19 protein-coding genes are annotated in these 23,242 nt (G+C 46.7%); 4 read left to right on the forward strand and 15 right to left on the reverse strand.

Annotated features, from left to right (window positions below):
- Nucleotides 1-92 precede the first annotated feature (92 nt).
- On the forward strand, nucleotides 93-761 hold the full coding sequence (locus tag DN062_RS15435; RefSeq protein WP_112160202.1) for an HAD family hydrolase: 669 nt from the start codon (nucleotides 93-95) through the stop codon (nucleotides 759-761).
- A gap of 187 nt (nucleotides 762-948) precedes the next feature.
- On the opposite strand, the gene DN062_RS15440 is transcribed toward DN062_RS15435, so the two are convergent.
- From DN062_RS15440 to DN062_RS15455, 4 genes are all read right to left on the reverse strand, one after another.
- Entirely contained in the window at nucleotides 949-2,058 is a 1,110-nt protein-coding gene (locus tag DN062_RS15440; RefSeq protein WP_112160203.1) for an ABC transporter ATP-binding protein, read from the reverse strand.
- An 11-nt stretch (nucleotides 2,059-2,069) separates the two neighbouring features.
- Nucleotides 2,070-2,948 carry a carbohydrate ABC transporter permease gene (locus DN062_RS15445; protein ID WP_112160204.1) on the reverse strand — a complete coding sequence of 293 codons (879 nt, stop codon included), beginning with the start codon at nucleotides 2,946-2,948 and terminating at the stop codon, nucleotides 2,070-2,072.
- On the reverse strand, nucleotides 2,938-3,840 hold the full coding sequence (locus tag DN062_RS15450; RefSeq protein ID WP_193483903.1) for a carbohydrate ABC transporter permease: 903 nt from the start codon (nucleotides 3,838-3,840) through the stop codon (nucleotides 2,938-2,940). The genes DN062_RS15445 and DN062_RS15450 overlap by 11 nt, the downstream gene beginning before the upstream one ends.
- Before the next feature lie 118 nt (nucleotides 3,841-3,958).
- Complete coding sequence (locus DN062_RS15455; protein WP_112160206.1) at nucleotides 3,959-5,209, reverse strand: ABC transporter substrate-binding protein; 1,251 nt, start codon at nucleotides 5,207-5,209, stop codon at nucleotides 3,959-3,961.
- Between the two features lie 640 nt (nucleotides 5,210-5,849).
- On the opposite strand from DN062_RS15455, the gene DN062_RS15460 reads away from it, so the two are divergent.
- Nucleotides 5,850-7,835 carry a methyl-accepting chemotaxis protein gene (locus DN062_RS15460; protein WP_112160207.1) on the forward strand — a complete coding sequence of 662 codons (1,986 nt, stop codon included), beginning with the start codon at nucleotides 5,850-5,852 and terminating at the stop codon, nucleotides 7,833-7,835.
- Between the two features lie 3 nt (nucleotides 7,836-7,838).
- Here DN062_RS15460 and DN062_RS15465 read toward each other — a convergent pair whose 3' ends face one another.
- From DN062_RS15465 to DN062_RS15485, 5 genes are all read right to left on the reverse strand, one after another.
- Nucleotides 7,839-9,338, reverse strand: coding sequence for an ATP-binding protein (locus tag DN062_RS15465; RefSeq protein WP_112160208.1), 1,500 nt, complete (start codon nucleotides 9,336-9,338; stop codon nucleotides 7,839-7,841).
- Complete coding sequence (locus DN062_RS15470; RefSeq protein ID WP_112160209.1) at nucleotides 9,316-10,044, reverse strand: response regulator; 729 nt, start codon at nucleotides 10,042-10,044, stop codon at nucleotides 9,316-9,318. Before DN062_RS15470 ends, DN062_RS15465 begins: the two co-directional genes overlap by 23 nt.
- Nucleotides 10,045-10,177: 133 nt before the next feature.
- On the reverse strand, nucleotides 10,178-11,800 hold the full coding sequence (locus DN062_RS15475; RefSeq protein ID WP_112160210.1) for a GTPase family protein: 1,623 nt from the start codon (nucleotides 11,798-11,800) through the stop codon (nucleotides 10,178-10,180).
- Nucleotides 11,784-12,869: a YcjF family protein gene (locus DN062_RS15480; protein WP_133256769.1), complete on the reverse strand. Its 1,086-nt coding sequence runs from the start codon at nucleotides 12,867-12,869 to the stop codon at nucleotides 11,784-11,786. The genes DN062_RS15475 and DN062_RS15480 overlap by 17 nt, the downstream gene beginning before the upstream one ends.
- A 241-nt stretch (nucleotides 12,870-13,110) precedes the next feature.
- Nucleotides 13,111-13,881, reverse strand: coding sequence for a FadR/GntR family transcriptional regulator (locus tag DN062_RS15485; RefSeq protein WP_112160212.1), 771 nt, complete (start codon nucleotides 13,879-13,881; stop codon nucleotides 13,111-13,113).
- A gap of 240 nt (nucleotides 13,882-14,121) precedes the next feature.
- Here DN062_RS15485 and DN062_RS15490 point away from each other — a divergent pair, with 240 nt between their 5' ends.
- Both DN062_RS15490 and DN062_RS15495 read left to right on the forward strand, forming a co-directional pair.
- Nucleotides 14,122-15,300: an acyl-CoA dehydrogenase gene (locus DN062_RS15490; RefSeq protein ID WP_112160213.1), complete on the forward strand. Its 1,179-nt coding sequence runs from the start codon at nucleotides 14,122-14,124 to the stop codon at nucleotides 15,298-15,300.
- 25 nt (nucleotides 15,301-15,325) lie between these two features.
- A complete protein-coding gene (locus DN062_RS15495; protein WP_112160214.1) occupies nucleotides 15,326-16,540 on the forward strand; it encodes a CaiB/BaiF CoA transferase family protein in 1,215 nt (404 codons plus the stop codon).
- A 96-nt stretch (nucleotides 16,541-16,636) separates the two neighbouring features.
- Here the strand turns inward: DN062_RS15495 and DN062_RS15500 are convergent, their stop codons facing one another.
- The 6 genes from DN062_RS15500 to DN062_RS15525 all read right to left on the reverse strand — a co-directional run bounded on the left by DN062_RS15500 (nucleotide 16,637) and on the right by DN062_RS15525 (nucleotide 23,238).
- The gene (locus DN062_RS15500) at nucleotides 16,637-17,026 is read right to left on the reverse strand and encodes a DUF3461 family protein (RefSeq protein ID WP_112160215.1); all 390 of its coding nucleotides are present in this window, start codon (nucleotides 17,024-17,026) and stop codon (nucleotides 16,637-16,639) included.
- A gap of 174 nt (nucleotides 17,027-17,200) precedes the next feature.
- On the reverse strand, nucleotides 17,201-18,472 hold the full coding sequence (gabT, locus tag DN062_RS15505; RefSeq protein WP_112160216.1) for a 4-aminobutyrate--2-oxoglutarate transaminase: 1,272 nt from the start codon (nucleotides 18,470-18,472) through the stop codon (nucleotides 17,201-17,203).
- A 20-nt stretch (nucleotides 18,473-18,492) separates the two neighbouring features.
- Entirely contained in the window at nucleotides 18,493-19,950 is a 1,458-nt protein-coding gene (gene gabD / locus DN062_RS15510; RefSeq protein WP_112160217.1) for an NADP-dependent succinate-semialdehyde dehydrogenase, read from the reverse strand.
- Between the two features lie 40 nt (nucleotides 19,951-19,990).
- Nucleotides 19,991-20,815, reverse strand: coding sequence for an ABC transporter permease (locus DN062_RS15515; RefSeq protein WP_112160218.1), 825 nt, complete (start codon nucleotides 20,813-20,815; stop codon nucleotides 19,991-19,993).
- A 4-nt stretch (nucleotides 20,816-20,819) separates the two neighbouring features.
- Nucleotides 20,820-22,076, reverse strand: a complete 1,257-nt coding sequence (locus DN062_RS15520) for an ABC transporter permease (protein ID WP_112160219.1) — start codon at nucleotides 22,074-22,076, stop codon at nucleotides 20,820-20,822.
- A gap of 103 nt (nucleotides 22,077-22,179) precedes the next feature.
- On the reverse strand, nucleotides 22,180-23,238 hold the full coding sequence (locus DN062_RS15525; protein ID WP_205126753.1) for an ABC transporter substrate-binding protein: 1,059 nt from the start codon (nucleotides 23,236-23,238) through the stop codon (nucleotides 22,180-22,182).
- Between the last annotated feature and the right edge of the window lie 4 nt (nucleotides 23,239-23,242).

Genomic DNA, 23,242 nt, shown 5'->3' on the forward strand with positions numbered 1-23,242 from the left:
ATTTGTTTGTTTAGGTGTATGAAGCTTACCTCTAGCGCCTGCAAACACAGAGCGTGGGAGCAACGCTTAAACAACTGGTCGGATAATTACCTATGTCAACGGTTAGATTCTCTCAACTTCAAACTCCTGCCATTATTTTTGATATGGATGGCTTATTAATCGACTCTGAACCCGTGTGGATGAGAACAGAACGTGAGCTTATCTGGGAGTTGGTCGGGGAGGAGTTATTGGATGAAACCCTTCTGAGTTTTCAAGGGCGTAGCAGTCGCGTGTTTTGTGAAGGGATGGTGGCGCGCTTTGCTAAAGCCAATCTCAAGGTTGAGTCTTTATTGGAGCAGTTATTGACCCGGATGGAGAGTAATATCCGTTCAGCACCGCTCATGCCCGGTGCGCAGGAATTGCTTGAGTATCTAGCCGAGACATCTGTGCCGATGGCCATTGCGTCATCCTCACCTATGGCTTTCATTGAGGCAGTGGTTAAACAGCACCAGCTGCCCATTACCAGCATGACTTCGGGGACAGAGGTGCCCTCGTCAAAGCCGCACCCCGCTGTTTTTGAGCTGGCCGCGCAACGCTTATCCAGCCCAGTGCATGCCTGTTGGGTTTGGGAGGATTCTGTTAATGGGGTGATTGCCGCAAAAGCCGCCAGCATGTGTGCTATTGCAGTTCCTGATCCCCATCATCCTCGTCCCGAGCAGTTTTCAATCGCGGATTACCAGCATGCGTCATTGCTGCAAAGTCTTGAGTGGATTCGTGCTTAGGATGTGTCCACCTACAACTCTGCTTGCTTGTAATTCAAAACTGGGAGAGTTCAGTTTTTGCGATACCGAGCTGATTCGCTGGAGTTGTCCAGCCATCCAAAGAAGAAGCCAAGGCGTAAACCTTGGCTTCTTACTCGTTGGTTATTCTTACACAGAGTCGCCATTCTATCGCCGTGGAGGAATAGGCTTACAAGCGCTCACCTGTTATCGGGTCAAAGAAAACGGTTTTACTCATATTAATCATGAGTGACATCGTCTCTCCTGGTTTGCCTGCCTCATGAGGCTCCACACGACAGTTCACCTCTTGCTCATTCATTTTAACCAGTACCAAGGTATCCGGCCCAGTAGGTTCAATCACGTCAATTTTAGCATTTACGATGAAGGTTGATGGGTTGGATGCGTAGTGGGGGATGACATGCGTGATTTGTTCAGGGCGAATCCCCAAGACGACCTTTTGCCCGACTCGCTCTTTGAGTCCTTGCTCTTCGCTTGGCGTTGGCAAATAATGGAGTTGATCTAGGACCAAGAGCTTAACGCAGACTTGGCCTTCGTGACTCACCAGCTCAGTGTCGATAAAGTTCATGGACGGTGATCCCATAAAGCCTGCAACAAAGCGATTAGCCGGGTTGTCATAGACCTCTTGCGGCGTGCCAAACTGCTGAATATGTCCATCTTTCATCACCGCAATGCGATCAGCAAGGGTCATGGCTTCAATTTGATCATGTGTTACGTACACGATTGTGGTGCCAAGGCGTTGATGTAGTTTTTTAATTTCGGTGCGCATTTCAACACGAAGTTTTGCATCGAGGTTTGAAAGAGGCTCATCAAATAAATAAATTTTGGGGTGACGAGCTAAGGCACGTCCCATGGCAACACGCTGGCGTTGTCCACCTGACAGCTGTCCTGGTTTACGGTCTAACAAATGCTCAATTTGTAAAAGCTTTGCAACCCGCTCAACTTCACGCTCGATGTCTGCCTTCGGGAGTTTTCGAATTTCCAATGCAAAGGATATGTTCTTATGGACATTCATATTCGGGTAAAGTGCGTAAGACTGAAACACCATGGCGATATCGCGATCTTTGGGTAGAACTCCTGTGATATCGTGGTTCTCAATGCAAATCTGCCCACCTGTGACTTCTTCAAGCCCGGCGATACAGTTCATCAGCGTTGACTTACCGCAGCCAGATGGTCCAACCAGGATAATGAACTCACCATCCTGAATGTCCATGTTAATGCCTTTGAGAATATGGGTGTGACCGAAGGACTTCTCAACGTTTGTGATATTTAAACTAGCCATAATCTAAGCTCCTAACCCTTAACGCTGCCAGCCGTTAGGCCGCGCACAAAATATTTTCCGGCGATGACATAGACCAATAAAGTTGGTAATGCCGCAATGATGGCGCCTGCCATGTCGACGTTGTAACGTCTTTCACCCGTTGAGCTGTTAACCAAGTTGTTTAAACCGACGGTGACAGGCTGTGAGGACGGGTCAGAAAAGGTCACACCGAATAAGAAATCATTCCAGACCTGAGTGAACTGCCAAATGACGCACACGGTTAGAATCGGAGTCGACAGAGGCAAAATAATGCGCCAGAAAATACGCCAGAATCCTGCACCATCTAATTGTGCGGCTTTAATTAATTCACCTGGGAGGGTGACGTAATAGTTACGGAAAAATAGCGTCGTAAATGCAAGCCCATAGACAACGTGTGTGAAGATGAGGCCAGCAATACTGCCGCTGATGCCCATGCGTCCTAGAACATTGGCATGAGGGAGCAAAATGGCCTGGAAGGGCAAGAAGCATCCGAATAGCAGAAGTCCGAAAAATAGATTGCTGCCACGAAAACGCCAGAAGCTGAGGACATAACCATTAACGGCCCCCATTAAGGTTGAAATGGCAACAGCTGGTAAGGTGATGAGCATGGAGTTAATAAAATAGGGCTGCAGTCCACGTTCAGAACGCGCCCCAATTTGAGCTTCACTCCACGCAATTCGCCAGGCATCTAGATTGAGTTGTGTCGGCCAATCAATGAGCTGCCCCATACGGATTTCATCCATCGAACGGAACGACGTCACAATCATTAATGCCAAAGGCAGTAGGTAGTAGATCGCCATAATCCCAAGTACGGCATAGAGTAGAGCGCGTCCAGTAATGTCGGCATATCGACGATTCGGATTAGTGTTCATGTTTTTTAGTCCTCAGCTCGGAGTAAAGGTAAGGCACTAATATGGCAACGACCGTCAGTAACATGATCATTGCAGACGCGGCACCTAAGCCCATTTGGTTACGAGTAAATGACATTTGATACATAAAAATGGCGGGCAAATCAGAGCTCACGCCTGGGCCACCGCCAGTAAGGGCTAGCGCGAGGTCGAAGGACTTAATTGCAATGTGTGCAAGCATGACAAAGGCACTAAAAAACACAGGGCGCAAACTTGGGATGATAATGCGGGTGTAAATCATGAAGCGACTGGCGCCATCAATCTGAGCGGCTTTGATAATACTGTCATCCACCCCACGCAAACCAGCTAAGAACAAGGCCATCACAAAACCAGAGGATTGCCAGACCGCCGCAACGACAATGGTGTAAATCGAGAAGTTAGGGTCGACTAACCAATCAAAGCGGAAGGTTTCCCAGCCTAAGCCTCGTACAAATTGTTCAATGCCCACCTGAGGATTTAGCATCCATTTCCACACCGTTCCCGTGACGATAAATGACAGGGCCATTGGGTAAAGGTAAATGGTTCGTAACGCACCTTCAGCGCGAATTTTTTGATCGAGTAGAATGGCCAAAGACAAGCCAATCGCTAAACAGATAACAATAAATAGAACAGAATAAACAGCTAAGTTACGTAAGGACACAAACCAACGCTCGTTATTAAATAAACGAACGTAATTGGCCCATCCGACAAGGTCATAGCTAGGTAACATTCTGGAGTTTGTAAAAGACAGGTAGCCTGTCCAAAGAATAAACCCGTAAAAAAATACGAGAACAATAATCAGAGTGGGAGATAACACCAGCTTGGGCATCCAGTAAGCGAGTGTGTCGCCCATACGTGAATTGCGCCTAGGCGTCATCGCAACTGATGTTAAGTCAGCAGTCTTGGATTCAGACATAATGTATTACCTGTTTATAGCAGCGTGAAGCAAAGTGGCCTCTTTTACCGGATGGCAAAAGAGGCTAAGTTGACGTTCCTTATTGAGCCGCGCGTATTGCGGACGCCAGTTGGCGTGTCGCTTCCTGAGCTGTCATGGAACTGTTAAAAAAGGTTGTGGTAACATCGTAGATAGCACCTTGTACGGCTGATGTGGTCGACATGCCATGTGCCATGGATGGAACAAGTCCTTCGCCCGATGCTGATGTTGATTTGAAGGTATCCATTGATGCTTGTGCGCATGCATCAAAACCACTCATGTCCTGATCAAGACGAACAGGAATTGAGCCTTTGTTCATGTTGAAGGTTTCTTGGAATTCAGGAGAAAGCACCAGTCGTGCCATAGTGTTTTGTGCGGCAACATTTTCGGCACTGCGTTGTTTGAACATGGCCAGTGAGTCTATGTTAAAGGTGAACATGTCGTCTGTGCCTGGGAAGGGTAGGCATAAATAGTCTGTTCCGGGCTGCATATTGGCTGCCGAAAACTCACCCTTCGCCCAATCCCCCATAAACTGCATGGCAGCATCACCACGAATCACCATTGAGGTCGCAATGTTCCATTCACGGCCAGGGAAGCCTGGATCTAAATAGTCACGTACTTTTCTGAACTGCTCAAATGCTTCAATCATCGTATCGCTTTGCAACGCGGCAGGATCATGTTCAACAAATGCTTTAACGAAGAACTCGGGTCCGCCTAAGCTCAGTGCGATGGATTCAAACGTTGTTGCGTCTTGCCAAGCTTGCCCGCCATGAGCAATGGGGATGATACCCGCGGCTTTGAGTTTATCCGCAGCTGCCCATAACTCATCAAGAGAGGTTGGCAGTTCGACACCGGCTTTTTCAAAAGCGGCGGGATTTGCCCACATCCAGTTTACACGATGGACGTTGACAGGCACGGCAACAAACTCGCCGTCGAATTGCATGATGTTACTAACCATCTCGGGTAAAAAATCCTTCCAGCCTTCTGCCTCGGCAACATCGTTGAGACTACTCAAAAAACCCAGATCAGCCCATTCGTGTATTTCAAGCCCTTTGATTTGAGCAGAGGATGGCGGATTACCTGATACGGCGCGTGCGCGTAAAACGGTCATGGTGTTTTCACCGCCGCCGCCAGCAACCGCAAAGTCTTTCCAAGTATGTCCTTCTTTTTCCACCATTGACTTGAGTACACTGACGGCTGCTGCTTCACCACCGGATGTCCACCAGTGTAGAACTTCGACTTCACCTGCTTGAGCGGTGAATGCAACGCTTGAAGTCAGTGCGACAGTGAGCATGGATTTTCTAAAATTCATGGAAATAACCTCTACATTATTTTTGTTATCGAGTGCTATGAAGACTTATAAAAAATCTAATTAACAAACCCAATATCAAATCTAATGCTTCCAACCGACAAATACACGTAAGATAAGGTTACTAAGTGTAACGTGAATTCATATTCAACCATGTAGCTCTAAATTAGATATAAATTAAGTTGTTGATTTTTTGATAGTATTCATTTCGTGTTCTTTTGTATAAATTAAATTTGTAACAATCTTGTTGCATAATGTGGTCGGTGTAACAATTATGTAATCAAGAAACACTGCATTTTTGACCGAATGCAGAGTTCGTCAAAGTTTGCTATTAAGGCTTATACTCTAGATTGGCGGCAGTGAGTTGATATACCTAGCAATGCTGGTGTGCTCTATCTTTAAGAATATGGCATATGTTTTGATTTTATAAATCAGCGGGTTTCCACCCATTCTTGATATTGATGAAATGTGCAAATGGGTGGAATTTCATCTATTTTTAAAGGTGAGAGGGGTTGAAGTCGCTTTTAGTTTTATTAAATTATTGATTTTAATTGTTTATTTAGTTGTTGGCGCTTTTATTGCTGTAAACTCTTGGCAGTGAGTCCTGATTTTGAATGACTCCTTTTTAAAAAGGCAAGATTAGATGAATAATAATAACGTGAAATCAACCTCTTTTGGCATATTGCTTAAATCGCTTATTGCACCGACTTTTTTGCTGTTTTTTATGGTAATGGTGGGAGCCTATGCGGTATACAATTTAAGCAGTGTGAGTCAAACGACGCGTGTAATTACCGATGATATGGTCCCAAATACTGGGCGAGCGACGGAAGTTATGCGCTCTATTTTTAATGAGCGCTTGGCCTTATATAATTTTAGAGCCAGTGGCGCACCTGACGATGCGCGCATCTTTAATACAGAACAAAAAGAGACTCAACGCTTGCTCCAAGAGGCTGACGTTTATTTTAAAAATCCTCAACGCCGTGCCATGTTGCAGTCTTTGTCTCAGCAGCATGAAAATTTCGGTCGTCATTTTTCACAAGAGCTAGTTCCTGTGCAAACTGAGATGATGGCGTTGCGTGAGCGTCTATTAAATGAGCTCGGTCCTGCTGCGCGACGTGAAATAGAACGCTTGGTTGAAACCGCACTGGTCAGTGGTCGCTTGACAGAAGTTCGAGTGGCAGTGGCTGCACAAGGCAATGTTTTGAATGCCAGCACGCAAGTGGGGTTATTTTCTATTACCATGGACCCTGCCTTTCAGCGTGAAGCGGGTTTATTAATTGAAGATGCGCGCTTTACCATAGAAGACTATGCTGACATTGCGGGATTGGATACCCGAGCTTTGATTGCTGAGCTTGTCAGTACTTGGTCCGAGTATGAAGAAGCCTTTGCACAAATGATTCAACTCGCTGAGCGTTATCAAGCAATTCTTAACGATTCTATATTGCCTAAAGGGACTCAGTTAACAGATGCCGCTTATGGCTTACAGCTTGATATCTTTAATCATTTAGAACAAGAGGGGGCTCGGACCCAGTCTCAGATTCAGTCAAGCAATGTCATTATGATGCTGCTAGTGGCGATTGCAGCCATTATTGGTTCGGCGATTGCCTATTTTATTACTCGAAGTGTTGTCAAACCGATTCTTGCAGCAAGTCACGTTTTATCGGATTTGGTGACAAGCCTGAGAGCCAAAAACTGTGATTTGCGTCAGCGTTTGCCTGTCACAACACGAGATGAAGTTGGAGTTCTGGCTCGAAACATCAACGAGTTTTTAGCGACATTACAACCCGTTGTTAATCAATTCAGAGAGAGTTCCGATACGCTGCAGTCTGCTTCTAGCAAGCTGACAAAGGTTGCATTGAAAACTCAAGAGGGAACCCATCAGCAAAAGAGTGAAACCATTGAAGTGGCCACCGCCATGGAGGAAATGGAGAGCACTGTCGCCGATATCGCGCGAAGTGCGGCAGAAGCTCAGGTGTTGTCTGAACAAACGGATAAAGACGCCAATGAAGGTAAGCAAGTTGTTAATCAGATGATTAACAGTAGCCAAGATTTAGCGGCTCAGCTTAAAGAAATGGCGGATGGAATTGAGTCTTTAGGTAGCCACACGGCTTCAATCGGACAAGTTTTAGAGGTGATCAAAAGTATTTCCGATCAAACGAATCTACTGGCGTTGAATGCGGCGATTGAGGCCGCTAGAGCGGGCGAAAGTGGACGCGGTTTCGCAGTGGTTGCCGACGAGGTGAGAACCTTGGCAAAACGAACCTTGGATTCCACTGTGCAAGTGCAGTCCTTTGTCGATAATGTGCAAAAAGGTACTGAGTTGGTAGTCTTGAAAATGCATAAGTGCAAAGCGTCAAGTGAATCAACGGTAGAAAAGGTGGCTGCGGCAAACGAAGCGTTAAATATGATCATGACGCGTGTACAAACCATCAAGGATATGACAACTCAAATAGCCAGTGCAGCTGAAGAGCAAAGCTTGGTGTCTCACGAAATCACACGCAGTGTGGATCGTATTCGACACATCGCTGAAGACTCAGCCCTATCGGCTGAAGGATCCTCTCAGTCTGCCCTCGAAATGGATCGGTTAGGTAAGGAGTTGAATCAGTTAGTTAGCCAGTTTAAGTCGTAGTCATTATTCTTTATCGAGTTGAATTTCGACTTTCAAGCCAAAGCCAGGTTCATTCTTCAACTGAATAGAACCTCCATGTGTATGAACAATATTGCGGGCGATGGTCATTCCTAGGCCATGTCCGCCCGTATTGCGGTTACGAGACGTCTCTAAGCGAACAAAGGGTTCAAAGATATGTGCCAGTTCCTCTTCAGGGACTCCCGGCCCATTATCGAGGATGGTAATTAAAAACGCATCGGGGGTTTCGTTGAGTGTGACCCATGCCTCAGAACCATAAAACACAGCATTATGAATTAGATTCGACAAGCAGCGTTTGAAAGCGATTGGGCGTCCGATCAGATGCATCTGCACAGGTCCGTCTAAATGAACCGTCTTATTTAATACGGCCACCTCTTCTTGGATCGCATGGATTAATGCATTCACATCCATGCGTGATGTTGGCTCATTCAGATCGCTTCCGCGTGCCAGCTCCAAAGCTCCTTGAACCAAATGCTCAAGCTCACTGAGGTCTTGGTTTATCTTGGTTCGTGCCTCAGGGTCATCGAGTAGCTCTGAGCGTAATCTCAGGCGTGTAATCGGCGTTTTTAAATCGTGGGAAATAGCAGAAAACAGTAAGTTGCGCTCACTAATAAACGCTAGAATGCGCCGTTGCATCAAGTTAAACGCCCGAGCTGTTTCACGGACCTCAAAGGTGCCTTTCTCGGGTACCGGAACCTGGTGAATATCACGTCCCAGAAGACTGGCCGCCTCCGATAGCTGGCGCAGAGGGGCCGTCATCCAGCGTACAATAAACCAGCTACTCAGCATTAGAATAAACGATAAAATCAAGGTGAACACGAGTTGTTCATGCGTAAAAGGAGGTATGCCCTCAACAACATAGGGATCAGGGAGCATTAAGCTGGCTAGGTAAAGCCAGTCGCCATTGCTCATTTGCATTTGAGCGACAAGCAAAGGGGCAGGTGGATTCAATACCAGGTTATTTTGCACCCAGCGCGAGGGAAGCTCCGAGAAAAGTACGTCTTTGTTGAATACTCGTAGTTTATCGGGATAGGCAAAATCGACATCAATTTCACGGACACGTACACCAACACGGTCTCTAAAGGCTGTTTCGTAGGCGCTAATTAATCGAGTTTTTAGCGGATTATCTTCAATGCTTTCATACTCGATTCTCTCTTCGTTAACGCTCAAGAAAAAACGACTTCCTCCCAGATTACGTTGCTGATCTAAAATAATATGCTGGTAGGTTTTGGGCAAGCCTTCAAAATAAAGAACGGTTTGTGCCATTGAAATGGCTAAGTCTTCAACACTCAAGAGGGCGTCTGACTCTTTTTCACTGTGCATAGAGGCAAGCCAAATGCTGGTCGCCAGAAAAAAAGATCCACCCACGGCTAACGCCATCACCAACAACAAACGACTGTAAAGTGATGAGTAAGCACGTGGTAATAAGTGTATCAGCCAACGAGGACGTCGAGTCTTGGTCTTAAAGGTATTGGATGTCGGCACTGAGAAGATAACCCTGTCCACGAACGGTTTTGATTAACTGGCTGGCATGGCCTGTTTCAAGCTTTTGTCTCAATCGGCTGATTTGAACATCGATACTGCGATCATACGGGCTCAGCTCTCGACCTTTCAAGCGCTTAAACAAAGCCTCACGACTGATTATTTGACCCGGGTTTTGGATAAAAATTTGCAGCAAGTCGAAATCCGCACCGCTAAGAGCTAGCGTCTCGCCTTGCTCATGAGTGAGCTTGCGTTGCATCAGATCAAGTGTCCATTGGCCAAATTGTATTTTCTGTGTGGTTGTTGTTTCAGTCGAGCTATTGCGTTCTTCAGTGCGGCGAAGAACGGCCTTTATTCGAGCCAATAACTCACGTGGGTTAAAGGGCTTATTCATGTAGTCGTCCGCTCCGAGTTCCAACCCGATAATTCGGTCTGTTTCATCGGAACCTGCGGTGAGCATGATAATCGGTACATCAGAGGTTGAACGAACTTTTTTGCACAGAGTAAAACCGTCCTCTCCCGGCATCATGATGTCCAAAACGATCAAATCAACTGGATTCAAGCGTAAGGATTCCATCAACCCTTGCCCATTATGCGCCGTTGAAACCGTAAATTGGTTGCGACTGAGGTAAGTGCTTAATAAATCAGTGATTTCCTGATCATCGTCAACGACTAAAATGTGGGGTGTGTCTTTATTATTGTCATTCATAGAGGTGATGTTTTTAACTCGTATATTGAAACCTTTTAAGCGGCATTAATTTACAATCAAGCCACCTATTAGCTGGGGGGGTTAAGTGTGCCACTTCGTAATGGATTGAGCTAGACGAAGTCATTTAATTCTATCATTTTGTCTTGTTAGGGCTATTTGAAGTTGCCACATACTGCCGAAAGAGAGATTGACCTATCCGGTAAGCACGCTTGAATTCATCTTTTATACTGGTGGCCTGCAAAGGGCTCAAGCGGTGACGATTGAGCTGAGTCATAAGTCCTTCTGAGTAATATTCATTGATGAGAGCTTCAAGTGTTTCTAAATTAAAGACAGGCTTGTTCTCGGGTAAAGCAATGCACACCATCTCCTTAATGGGAAACAGCTCTTGCAGATACGTTTGGGCATCTATTATATGGGCCCATTTTTCTTGAGCCGCAGGTGATGCAGAGGATGCTTGAGGATAGGGAGGGGCCCATTCCCGAACTGGCTGGAGACGATCCACCTGTGTTAGAACGCCCAGTACGGGTGGTTTTTTGCGTGTACGGTTGCTTGAGAGCTCGTAGCGTGCTTGCCATGCTCGATATGCATTTAAATCCAGAGCTCGTGCCGGTTGGTCAGCTTTGAAAACCCACAAAACCACATCAGACTCCATGAGGATATCAAGCGTTTCATTCAGTTGTTTGGCATCGCCATTTAGCCCAGGTAAGTCAATCAGGTGAAGGGTTTCGACCGTCTCAAGTCGACAAACAAATCGGTTTACAGATGATGTTGAGGGTAAGGGGGATACCTCGGTCACAAGCTCACGGCATAGCGCATTGACGAGTGTCGATTTTCCAGCATTAATCTGTCCAACACAGGCTATTTTCAACGGGTTTGGTTCAAGGGATAGAGGAATTTTGTCTTGAGCCATCGGTGTATTTTCAAGATCATTTTGGTAGCGGCCACTGTAAAGATCTATCGACACACGTGCCACCTCCTGCAAAAAAGCCTGTTTAAGGCGATGCTGGAGATCCGCTTTAACCTCTTGAAAAAAATAATCATACAGTTGAGCACGCGCTTCTGCTAGCCACCCTGTGGGTGTGGCTAAACGAACAACTCGCCAGACATTCCAGAGCTTAAGGATGGGTTGATGTCGATCTCTATTTTCATAAATCAACTGCAGTGATGCGATATCAATTTTTTCAGCATACGGAAGGTGTTCTTTCAGTAAACGTCGATATCGACGACTGACCACTTCGGTTAAGGTCAAAAGTTCTAAAAGAGTGATTTTAGTGACACTTCGATGATGTTGACCACGATAGGCCTGAGCACTCTCAGTGAGAAGGACAATTGCGTGCTCCCTTAAGCGTCCCCAACTGGCATCTTGCTGTAAACAGTCCTCTAGCGTTAGGTTAAGCTTGTTCCAACACGCCAAATCAAATTCTGACCAATCCTGTTGAGGACTCACCCAATCACCAGTGTCAACTGCAAGGGTTTCTTGCTCTGGCTGTGTTTTGGATTGTTTATTGGAGTAACGTAAATAAACTAAGGGGAGGGCTAGCAAGCAACTGCAAAGCAAGATAAGCCCCATAAAGTATAGACCCCATCCCGCTTGCCAAATATGGTATAGGCCAACGAATGACAAGCATAGAATCGGGATAGCAAAGAGGCTGGCTAACCAAGGTAGGTAGCTTAATATGCGTTCAATTTTTTGAGTGGTGAGTGTTGATGTCTTAGAGGACTTCTCTGAGGCATTGGGTTTATTTTGAGGTTTCACGCGTTGCGACCTCTCGGATTTCGTTCAATGCTCGCCAGTAAGTTTCCTGTAGCGTAACAGGAGATGAGGTGAGCCCTTTCTGCTGATTAAACCAGTATTGGCAAGCAACGCGTCCGAGCGCATAGGTTGAGGCAAAGCTCAGAGCGGCGGCACTGATTGCCCCGACGGATTGCCCATACACAGGTATCAATTTCAATAATTGGCGAATGCCCAGTTGAGATGCATAGTGAATGCTGATACTGACGCCAAGGGCTGCAAGCAATTGAGTTAACTGTTGGCGAGACCAAGGCTGGTTGTAACGCGCAGCCAGTCCTTGCAGCATTTTGCTTTGAATCATAGGAACAGTGATTGCGCCTAATACGGGAATGCAGTCGGTTGCTGCGGCAACTCCAGCAAACCGTAAAATCTCTTTGCGATGATCTGCAAAAATCTGAGCTTCTGCCTCTTTATGACTCTGATTGTGTAAGGCTTCAGTGACCGAGGGTAAAAACTCGGCAATGGCAAGTTTTAAGGAAGCGATGCCCAGTGGTTGTTCCTCGTTGAAATCCACATGCACTTGAGGGATTGGTTGCCCCCACAGCCTTTCAATGTTTTCCTGATTCAGGGCTGAACACGAAGATACTCCTGCACTGTGGGTATGAACGCAAAGTAAATGCTTTAATTTGGAATGATCGCGAATCTGTTGTAACGCGTTGCATAGGGCACTTTGTTCAGGATCGTCACCGCGCATCAGTAGGAGCACAGCATGGCTTGAGGTTTGGCACGCCGCTATGTCCTCTGCTGCATCGTAAGTTGCCTCGCCGAGCCCTCGAGTGTCTAAAAACCTGAACAAGGGGCTGGCCGTAGGGAATGCATAAGTATGCGCATGCTGAGTACAGGGTTTAAAACCTTGGCCTATTTGAATCTGATTTTCCCCTGTAAGCGTGCGCACGAGAGAGGACTTACCGGCTCCCGTTTTTCCCAATAACCATAAGGTCGGTAACTTCGCATCCGAATCATGAGGGGGTTTCACCATGCTTGGGTGCGGCGGTGGTGTTAAAAATGACTTTAATCGATCAGGTAGTTTCATGAGTAAGACTTTAGAGACTAGTGTGATTATTGCAAGTCTTGATGCATAAAAGCCAAAAAAAGAAGCCGAAGCGATAACCGCTTCGGCCCTAACGTGCTGAATAAGCACTTTGAACTTATGTGCGATGAGGGCACGAGTTCAACCTGTCAATGAGGTTTTAATGTAATGCAAATTATTATCGTTTGCAATAGTGTTTGTGGTTTTTTTTGAGAGCCGTGAAATTTTTACGTAAGCACACAGCTTAATCTTGGCGAGTTAAGAAACCTTGGCTGAGTTGGGCTTCCAGTTCAATGTTAAAGGCTTCGGCACTTCGCATATGTTCAGCCATCAACTGGTGTACTTTTACGGTGTCTTGAGTTTTAAATGCGCATAGCAGTTTGCGGTGATATTCAAGGTTTGCTTTAGAAAACTCACGTTGCTCGGGCAGCTGTACTTTTTTAAAAATGACTAAATCCTTAATCAGATCATTCAAAAAGCGCCCCACAAATCGCAGCAATGGGTTGCCGCAGCGATCAGCAAGATGATTGTGAAAATCCAGTTCAGCGATGCGTTGTTGTAAACGCTGCTCGATATCCTGTGCAGGTTCGGCGCAGAGTTCAGTTAATCTGGACAGTTCATCTAGGTCAGTTGCGTTGAGGTGGACACTTGCCAGTACTGCAATTTCAGGCTCAACGAGTTTGCGAAGTTGGTAGATGTCTGGGCCTGTTGGATGCTGAAAGTGGAAAAAATTACGCAACATGTCAGACGCAAGCTCATACGGAACTTCAGCTAAGATGGCACCACCATTCGGGCCTGTTTTGACGGTGATCAGTCCTTGAACTTCGAGCGATTTTAATGCCTCACGCACGGTTCCTTTTGAGCATTCGAACAACTCCATGAGTGCTTTTTCATTGGGCAGTTTATCGCCAGCCTGAATCCCCTCTACAACGACCCAGCGTTTTACCGATTCAACAATTTGGTCTGCACGTTTTACACGCTTCGTTGAGTTGATGCCTGAAAACTGAGTATCCATTTAGAGTGTTTCTCGTTGAGCTGAGGTGATTGTAAAGACTTATTAAGCACTATCGATTTTAATGTCTAGACTATATTAACGCTTGGCAAAGGTTTCGAACAGTGCGTTTTTATGGCGACGCGATATTGAGCATGACTCTTTTCGCGAAGAGATAGAAAAAACTTGATTTATCCTATTTATTATAATAAATATAACAAATGTTTTTTAACTAACAACGTTGAGCCAAACAAGAGGTTTTCCATGACATCTTTTCAGTGGGATGATGCTTTATTACTTGAGCAGCAATTAACAGAAGACGAGCGACAAATACGCGATGCCGCCAAAGCTTACTGCAGTGAAAAACTTCAGCCTCGAGTCATTTCGGCTGCACGAGAAGAGCGGTTTGATGCGGAGATTATGAAAGAAATGGGTGAAATGGGGCTGCTTGGTCCAACGGTCGATGAAGCCTATGGTGGCGCAGGTGTAGGCCATGTCGCATACGGTTTGATCGCACGTGAAGTTGAGCGTGTTGACTCTGGGTATCGTTCGGCGATGAGTGTTCAGTCTTCGTTGGTGATGTACCCCATTGAGGCCTATGGTACCGAGGCGCAGAAGCAAAAGTACTTGCCAAAATTGGCGACAGCAGAGCTGATTGGTTGTTTTGGTTTGACTGAACCGGATCATGGTTCAGACCCTGGCTCTATGATTACCCGTGCCCGTAAAACCGATGGGGGGTATCTGCTGACAGGTCAGAAAATGTGGATTACCAATAGTCCCATTGCAGATTTGGCGATTGTTTGGGCCAAGTCCGATGCCCATGATGGCAAAATTAAAGGGTTTATCGTGGAGCGCGGTACGCCTGGTTTTTCAACGCCAAAAATTAACGGAAAACTATCCCTGCGTGCATCCATCACAGGAGAAATTGTTTTAGACAATGCGTTTGTTCCTGAGGAAAACTTACTGCCAGGTGTGAGCGGTCTGTCCGGTCCTTTTGGTTGCTTGAATAAAGCACGCTTTGGTATTGCTTGGGGCGTTTTAGGGGCCGCAGAGTATTGTTGGCATGCGGCGCGTCAGTACACCTTAGATCGCAAACAATTTGGTCGTCCTTTGGCGCAAACGCAGTTGGTACAGCTTAAATTGGCCAATATGCAAACGGAGATCACCTTAGGTTTACAGGCGGCGCTGCAAGTAGGGCGTTTAATGGATCAAGGTAACTGGGCGCCAGAAATGGTGTCGTTGATCAAGCGCAATAACTGTGGCAAGGCGCTGGATATTGCACGCGTCGCTCGTGATATGCATGGCGGTAACGGTATTTCGGAAGAGTATGGAGTCATGCGCCATATGGTCAATCTAGAAACGGTTAACACTTATGAAGGAACGCATGACGTGCATGCCCTGATACTTGGTCGCGCGCAAACGGGTCTACAAGCCTTTTTCTGATTCTGCTTGAGCAAAGAGGTGAGTTATGTCCGCACAACCCTTGAAAGGCTATCGAATTCTCGATTTGTCTCGAATTTTGGCAGGTCCATGGTGCAGTCAGCAATTGGCGGATTTAGGGGCTGAGGTGATCAAGATAGAGCGTCCAGGCGAGGGGGATGATACCCGTCGTTGGGGGCCTCCTTGGTTGCCTGAGTCAAAAGAAGCGGCGTATTATCTGGCCGCAAATCGTGGTAAACAGTCCGTTACAATTGATATTGCGCAAGCACAAGGGCAAGCCTTAATTCATGAGTTGGTCAAGCAATGTGATGTTGTGCTTGAAAATTTTAAAGTCGGTGGTTTGAAAAAATACCATTTGGATTATGACAGTTTAAAAGCCATTAAAAGCGATATCATCTATTGCTCCATCACAGGATTTGGTCAGGATGGGCCTTATGCGCATCGTGCTGGTTACGACTTCATGATTCAAGGGTTGGGTGGTTTGATGAGTCTAACGGGGCAGCCCGATACCGAGTTAGGTGGTGGCCCTGTAAAAGTTGGCGTTGCCATTACCGATATATTCACCGGTATGTATGCTGCGAATGCGATTATGGCGGCCCTGTTGCAAAAAAGCCGAACGTGTGAGGGAGCCTATATTGATTTGGCTTTATTGGATGTTCAGGTGGGGGTCTTGGCGAATCAGGCCTTGAATTACCTAACGTCACATCAAGTGCCACAACGCTTAGGGAACGCTCATCCCAATATTGTCCCTTACCAAGCCTTTCCTACGTCGGATGGGTTTATTATTTTAGCTGTCGGCAACGATGCGCAATTCAAGCGTTTCTGTGAAGTGGCTAAATGTGACAATTGGATTGACGACCCTAGGTTCAAAACCAATGCACTAAGGGTGGAGAATCGTCAGATTTTGGTTGAGCTAATCAAGCGTGAGATGCTTAAGCAGACCACCGACACTTGGTTGGCGGAACTAGAGGTCGTGGGGGTTCCCTGTGGGCCAATCAACACGCTTGATCGTGTGTTTGCGGATCCGCAAGTGCAGCATCGCCACTTAAAAATTACCCTGCCACACCCGGTTGATGGGCAAGTGGATCTGGTGAGTAACCCTATTCGTTTTAATCATGAGGCGTTAAATGCCAAGCTGCCTCCGCCCTTGCTAGGAGAGCATACCTCTCAAGTTTTGCAAGACTTGTTGGGGTTGAGTGACTTAGAGCTAGCGGAATTTAAAGAAGCGAAGATCATTGCGTAACTTGCCTCATTAACGAAAATGAGGCGAATCGCAGGAGAGACATACATCATCAGGCGTAGCTTAAACAAGGAGTAAAGCGACGCCTGATCCGTCTGACTAAAGTTCTTCGATCTGCTTGCGTAGATCGGCGATTTTACGCTGAACTACTTTTTCAAGATGATCAATCTCCTCAAGAATCAGTTCTTTACGGTCTTTTGTCGAGTTGGCTTGGGAGACTAGCTGCTCCAGCTCTTGCATTGCCCTTAAAAAGTAGGGCGATGATTCAGTTGTGTCCCGATAGGCAATTTGCCCCTCATTGACTCGAATACGTTTGTTTAGGCGCTTAAATTTGAATTTTTTACTGCGTCCAAACCAGTCACCTTGCTCACGGTGAAAGTAGATTTTAAGAATATCAGTATCGCCTTCGATTCGAGATGAAAAACGTTCGATTTCTGAAACGTCATCAAATCCCATTTCTTTAAGCGTTGGAAATTGCTTAGTTGTCATGAAAAATAGCTCCTGCTCAGTGTAAATGACTCTTTAGTATTATAGAGAATACGGAACAAAGAAGCACCTTAGACCCGAGGGTTACAGGCTTGACTTAGCGCAATAAAAGGTAAAGTACTGGATTGAAAAAGGAAAAGACCAGTGGGAAGTCGTTTCCCACTGGTCAAGGCAAGATTACAACAGTTCAGTGAAGCATTGTTTAATGATTTGGATTCCTTCTTGCAATTGAGCATCCGGAATCGTCAGAGGGACTAAAATACGAATTACGTTACCGTAGAGCCCGCAAGAAATCAGAATTAAGCCTTTTTCACGCGCTTTTGCAACCAATGCGGCGGTTAGCTCAGGTGCAGGTTTCCCTTCTTTCATTAATTCCATTGCAATCATGGCACCTAAACCACGGACTTCTGCAATGACTGGGAAGTCTACGGACAACTGATTTAGAGATTCCGTTAGCATTTGGCCGAGTTGATTCGAGCGATCCAACAGCTTTTCTTCTTCGAAGGCTTTGAGAACCCCTAAGGCGGCTGCGCAGGCAATGGGGCTACCACCGTAGGTTCCACCAAGACCACCTGGATTAATCTTATCCATGATTGAGGCTTTGCCAACGATACCTGAAAGTGGGAAGCCGCCCGCAATCGATTTTGCGAAGGTGGTGATATCGGCACTGACACCCATTTGCTCCATCGCAAAGAAGGTGCCTGTTCTACCGGCGCCAGTTTGCACTTCATCGGCAATTAGCACGATGCCATGCTCATCGCATAGGTCGCGCAAGGCTTTCATGAAGGCCTTAGGTGCAACGTAGAACCCACCTTCACCCTGAACAGGTTCCAATATGATTGCAGCAATGTTGCAAGGTTCAGCATCAAACTTAAAGATACGATGTATAGACGCCAATGCGTCTTCAACACTAACGCCGTGCATTTCGCAGGGGAACAACGCGCGATATACATCGCCTGGCATTAAGCCCATTCCGCTACTATAAGGCGCGACTTTGCCCGTGAGTGCAAGTGTTGCCATGGTGCGCCCATGGTAACCGGCACCAAATGCAATCACACCTGTACGGCCCGTATGGGCACGCGCGATTTTGATGGCATTTTCGACCGCTTCTGCACCTGTTGTAAACAGCGCACTTTTCTTCTCATACTCGCCAGGAGCCAGTGCATTGATTTTTTCACATACTTCAACGTAAGGTTCATAACCCAACACCATAAAGCAGGTATGGGTGAGTTTTTCGAGTTGTTCAGTAACTGCCGCAATCACGCTTGGGTGTAAGTGGCCTGTATTTAAAACCGCGATTCCGCCTGCAAAGTCGATAAACTCGCGACCTTCGACATCTATCAGAGTTGCATTTTTAGCAGACTCAATAAAATGTGGGTGCGCAAGGCCTACACCTCTGGCAACTGCTTGATTCTTACGCTCGATTAACGCTGCGTTCGTTTGACTCATTTCTTTCTCCAGAGACTAAATTAGATATTGATGCAGAGATATTTCATTTCGAGGTATTCTTCGATTCCGTGGCGTGAACCTTCACGGCCTAAACCGGAGGATTTCACTCCACCAAAGGGGGCGACCTCAGTAGAGATAACCCCAGTATTAATTCCGATCATGCCGTATTCCAGTGCTTCAGCCACGCGCCAAACACGGCTCAGGTTTTGTGCATAGAAATACGCGGCCAATCCGTATTCGGTGTCGTTGGCAAGCTCAATGACATCCTGCTCATCCTTAAAACGGAATAAGGGTGCTAAGGGGCCGAAGGTTTCTTCACGGGCAACGAGCATGTCTTTCGTCGCATTCGCAATTAACGTGGGTTCAAAGAAAGTTCCACCTAGGGTGTGACGTTTGCCACCTGTAATGAGCTTGCCCCCCTTGTCGAGCGCGTCTTTTAAGTGTTGTTCAACTTTTTGGACGGCTTTTTCATCAATGAGTGGTCCTGTTGTTACACCCTCATCAAGACCGTTGCCGACTTTCAATGATTGCACGGCCGTTGCCAATTTTTCTGCAAAGGCTTCGTAAACGCTCTCTTGTACGTAAATGCGATTCGCACACACACAGGTTTGGCCCGCATTGCGGTATTTTGAAATCATCGCACCTTGAACAGCGGCATCTAGATCGGCATCTTCAAAGACAATAAAAGGTGCATTGCCGCCAAGCTCTAATGACAGTTTTTTTAGAGTTGGAGCACATTGTTGCATCAGCTTGATGCCCACACCCGTCGAACCAGTAAAGGACAGTTTGCGCACAATTGGACTATCGCAAAGAACCTTTCCAACCCCGATTGAATCATCGATGTTCGCGGTGACAATATTAAAGACGCCAGGCGGAATCCCAGCTTGATGTGCGAGTTCGGCCAGTGCCAAGGCCGAGAAAGGGGTGTCTGGCGCAGGCTTGAGCACCATCGTACATCCAGCGGCCAAAGCAGGAGCCGCTTTGCGGGTAATCATCGCTGATGGGAAGTTCCAGGGGGTGATGGCGGCCGTAACGCCAACAGGTTGACGAATAACGACAATCCGCTTATCACTTTGATGCCCAGGAATTGTTTCGCCGTATACGCGTTTGGCTTCTTCAGCAAACCATTCAATAAAGGAAGCTGCATAGGCAATTTCACCTTTGGCTTCGGCTAAAGGCTTGCCTTGTTCCAGGGTCATGATTCGGCCAAGGTCGTCCTGGTGTGCCATGATAAGATCGAACCAACGACGAAGGATAACGGCGCGCTCTTTTGCGGTTAACGCACTCCAAGCGGGCAAGGCTGCCTCTGCAGCTTCAATTGCGCGTTGTGTTTCTAAACCCGTCATAGCAGGGACTTGGCCCAGTTGTTCTTGAGTCGCTGGGTTATAAATGTCGTAATGACGTTGGTCATCGGCATTTACCCATTGCCCATTGATATATGCCTTTTGTTTAAACAAGGCGGAATCGCTTAATTGCATGGTGCACTCCAAATTATAATAAAGGCCATGAATCGAGTGGTTATCGATTGATACGCATTTTTTCGCTACGACGACGCAGCATTTCCATGACCAACAGCAATAGCACCGACAAGATAATCATGATGGTGGCCATGGCTGCGATTGCGGGGCTGATATTCTCTCGAATACCGGAAAACATTTGCATTGGAAGGGTGCGCTCAGTGGGGCTTGCAATGAACAAGGCCACAACAACTTCATCAAATGAGGTTGCAAAGGCAAACAGTCCACCGGATGCCACCCCTGGAATAATTTGAGGAAGAACAATCGTAAAAAAGACCCGAAGGGGGTGCGCTCCCAAACTCGCACCTGCTCTTACTTGATTGTAGTCAAATCCTTGTAAGGTTGCGTTTACCGTTATCACCACAAAAGGCACACCCAAGACCGCATGGGCCAGCACTAAACCTGCATAACTGTTGAGTAAGCCGATTTGAGCAAAAAAGAAGTACATGCCAACAGCAACGATGACCAAAGGTACAATCATGGGTGAAATTAATAAGGCTAAGATAAAGCTCTTGCCGGGAAAGTCGGCTTTATTCAAGCCAACTGCTGCCAGAGTGCCAAATGCCATCGCAAGTAGGGTTGCCAAAGGCGCAACAATCAAGCTGTTTTTTAACGAGTCCAGCCAAGGCCCTGCACTGAAAATGGTTTTGTACCAATGCAATGAAAAGCCAGGTAAGGGGTAGGTGAGAAAACTACCACTACTGAAGGATAGAGGGATGATGACCAATACCGGAATCATTAAAAATAATAATACCAGTGCGCAGAATCCTCTGAATGTCCAGTACCAGATGCGTTCAATCGGAGATGAATAAGGTTGTAAGCTCATCGTATTAGTTCCTGATTAATTGCTTTTGATTGACCAGTTTGTGGTAAACCAGATACAGAAGTAGGGTGGCAATCAGTAAGAAGGTACCCAGTGCAGCTGCCATTCCCCAGTTATTGGTGGTATTGGTGTAATAGGCAACAAAGTAACTGACCATCTGGTCTGATGGGCCGCCGACTAATGCTGGGGTAATGTAATAACCAATCGCCATGATAAAGACGAGAATGGTACCCGCCGCAACCCCTGATAGTGTTTGAGGAACATAGATTTGCCAGAAGGCGGCAAAAGGATGTGCTCCCAGTGATGTAGCAGCACGTTGATAAACAGGCGATATGCCTTTCATCACACTGTACAGGGGTAAAATCATAAAGGGCAATAAGATATGGACCATCGCAAAGAATACGCCAATCCGGTTGAATACGAGTTGCAAAGGTGACTCAATCAGCCCAAGCGTCATGAGGGTTGTGTTGACCAATCCACCGGACTGCAGCAACACGATCCAAGCGGCCGTTCTGACCAATAAGGATGTCCAGAAAGGCAGTAGGACAAAGATCATCAGAATGTTGCTTTGACTGGTCGGCAGTGTTGCCAATAGATAGGCCAATGGAAAGCCCATCAGTAAACAGATCAGTGTCACACCACCAGCAATAACCAAGGTGCGCACAAACACTTGTTGGTAGACACGTTGGTTCTCCTCGATACGTTCGATGTTGCCATCGCTTCCACGTTTTAAGTCGAGGGCGGCTAACAAATAGCGATCGGTGGTGGCAGGAGCTGCACGTTGCAGGGCTAACCAAGTTTCAGTTTCGCTCCAGCGTGGATGAATACTTTGTAAAGTCTCTGACCAAGTTGTCTCCGTCGTTGCCGGTAAAACACGAAGCGTTTGTGTTAGCAGAGTTCTAAAAGTTGGATCTTCGTAGTTGAGGCGCCGTCCAATACGGCCTAAACCACCGCCTGTTCTAGAATCACGAAGTTCTTGAGCGAACAAACTAAATACAGCTTCCGATGGAAGGTCTTTTCCATCCCATTCCGTAAGTAAACGAGCGGTTTCTGGCATCACCTGCATGACTTCGCTGTTATCGACACTGCGCCACAGCATGTTGCTAATGGGGATGACGAAGGCAATCATAAGAAAAATAGCCAAAGGGGCAACGAGCGCAATTGCTTTTAATTTACGCAAGCGTTCAGCACGTCTTAGTTGTGCTTTTAAACCCGGCACTTTCTCTGAGATTGCGGGTTGAGACATTGCAAGTGCACTTGTCATTCGGTCCTCCGGTCTGCTGCAGACCTGTTTAATCACGTCAGTAGATACAGTAAGCGTTTTAAGAACCTGCTCTGGTTACAGAGCAGGTCAGTGGCTAAGACGATTAGCGAGTTGCCCAAGAATTAAAGCGTTGCTCTAGCTCTTCACCAAAATCAACCCAAAAATCCGTGTTAACCGCGATAGCACCTATGAGATTTTCTGCGTGAGTTGGCATACGCTTAGCTTGTGCTTCAGATAGTGCACCAATGGCAGCAGGATTTACTGGGCCGTAAGGAATGTTGCTTGAGTAAACGGCTTGAGTGTCCGCTTGGCTCGCAAAACGGATAAATTCGTACGCATCTTCGACTTGAGTTGAGCCTTCGATAATGGTCCAGTAGTCCAAGTCGTAGAGACTTTCATTCCAAGTAATGGCAAGGTTGCGTCCTTCTTCTTGCGCAGCCGCAATACGGCCGTTATAAGAAGACGACATCACGACATCACCTGCAACCAGCCATTGAGGAGGCTGGGCACCGGCTTCCCACCATTGAATGTGTTCTTTGATTTCATCCAGTTTAGCAAATGCACGCGCTACACCTTCTTCGGTGGCAAGCACATCGTACACATCAGTGCTGGAAACGCCATCGGCCATCAGTGCAAACTCAAGCGTGTACTTAGCCCCTCTGCGCAAGCCGCGTTTTCCAGGAAAGGTTTCAATGTCCCAGAAGTCCGCCCAGCTTAGCGGTGTGCCTTCCAGGCGGTCGGCGTCGTAGGCTAAAACCGTTGACCATACGAAACTACCAACACCACACTCAGTGACGGCTTCAGGGATTAATTGATCTTCAATGCCTAGTTTGGCCCAGTCGATGGGTTGAAACAGACCTTCAAAGCAACCGCGCACCAGTTCAGGCGATTCAACTTCAACCACATCCCAGCCAACATTGCCGGTTTCGACCATGGCGCGAATTCGCGCAAACTCACCGTTATAATCACCAGGGGTTAAGGTTTTTCCAGTTTTCTCTACAAATGGCGCGTAATAAGCTTTTTGCATAGCCTCCCCTGAGGAGCCACCAAACGAAATAACCGTCATGGCTTGAGCGCTAAGTGCGAGAGATGCGGTTGCTATAGCAAGGCCTGTCACCAGGGCTGTTTTACGTGTGTTAAGCAGGGTGTTTTTCATGTTCATTTGA

Origin of the sequence: Nitrincola tibetensis, assembly GCF_003284585.1 — a bacterium.
In the GTDB taxonomy this organism is placed as follows: domain Bacteria; phylum Pseudomonadota; class Gammaproteobacteria; order Pseudomonadales; family Balneatricaceae; genus Nitrincola; species Nitrincola tibetensis.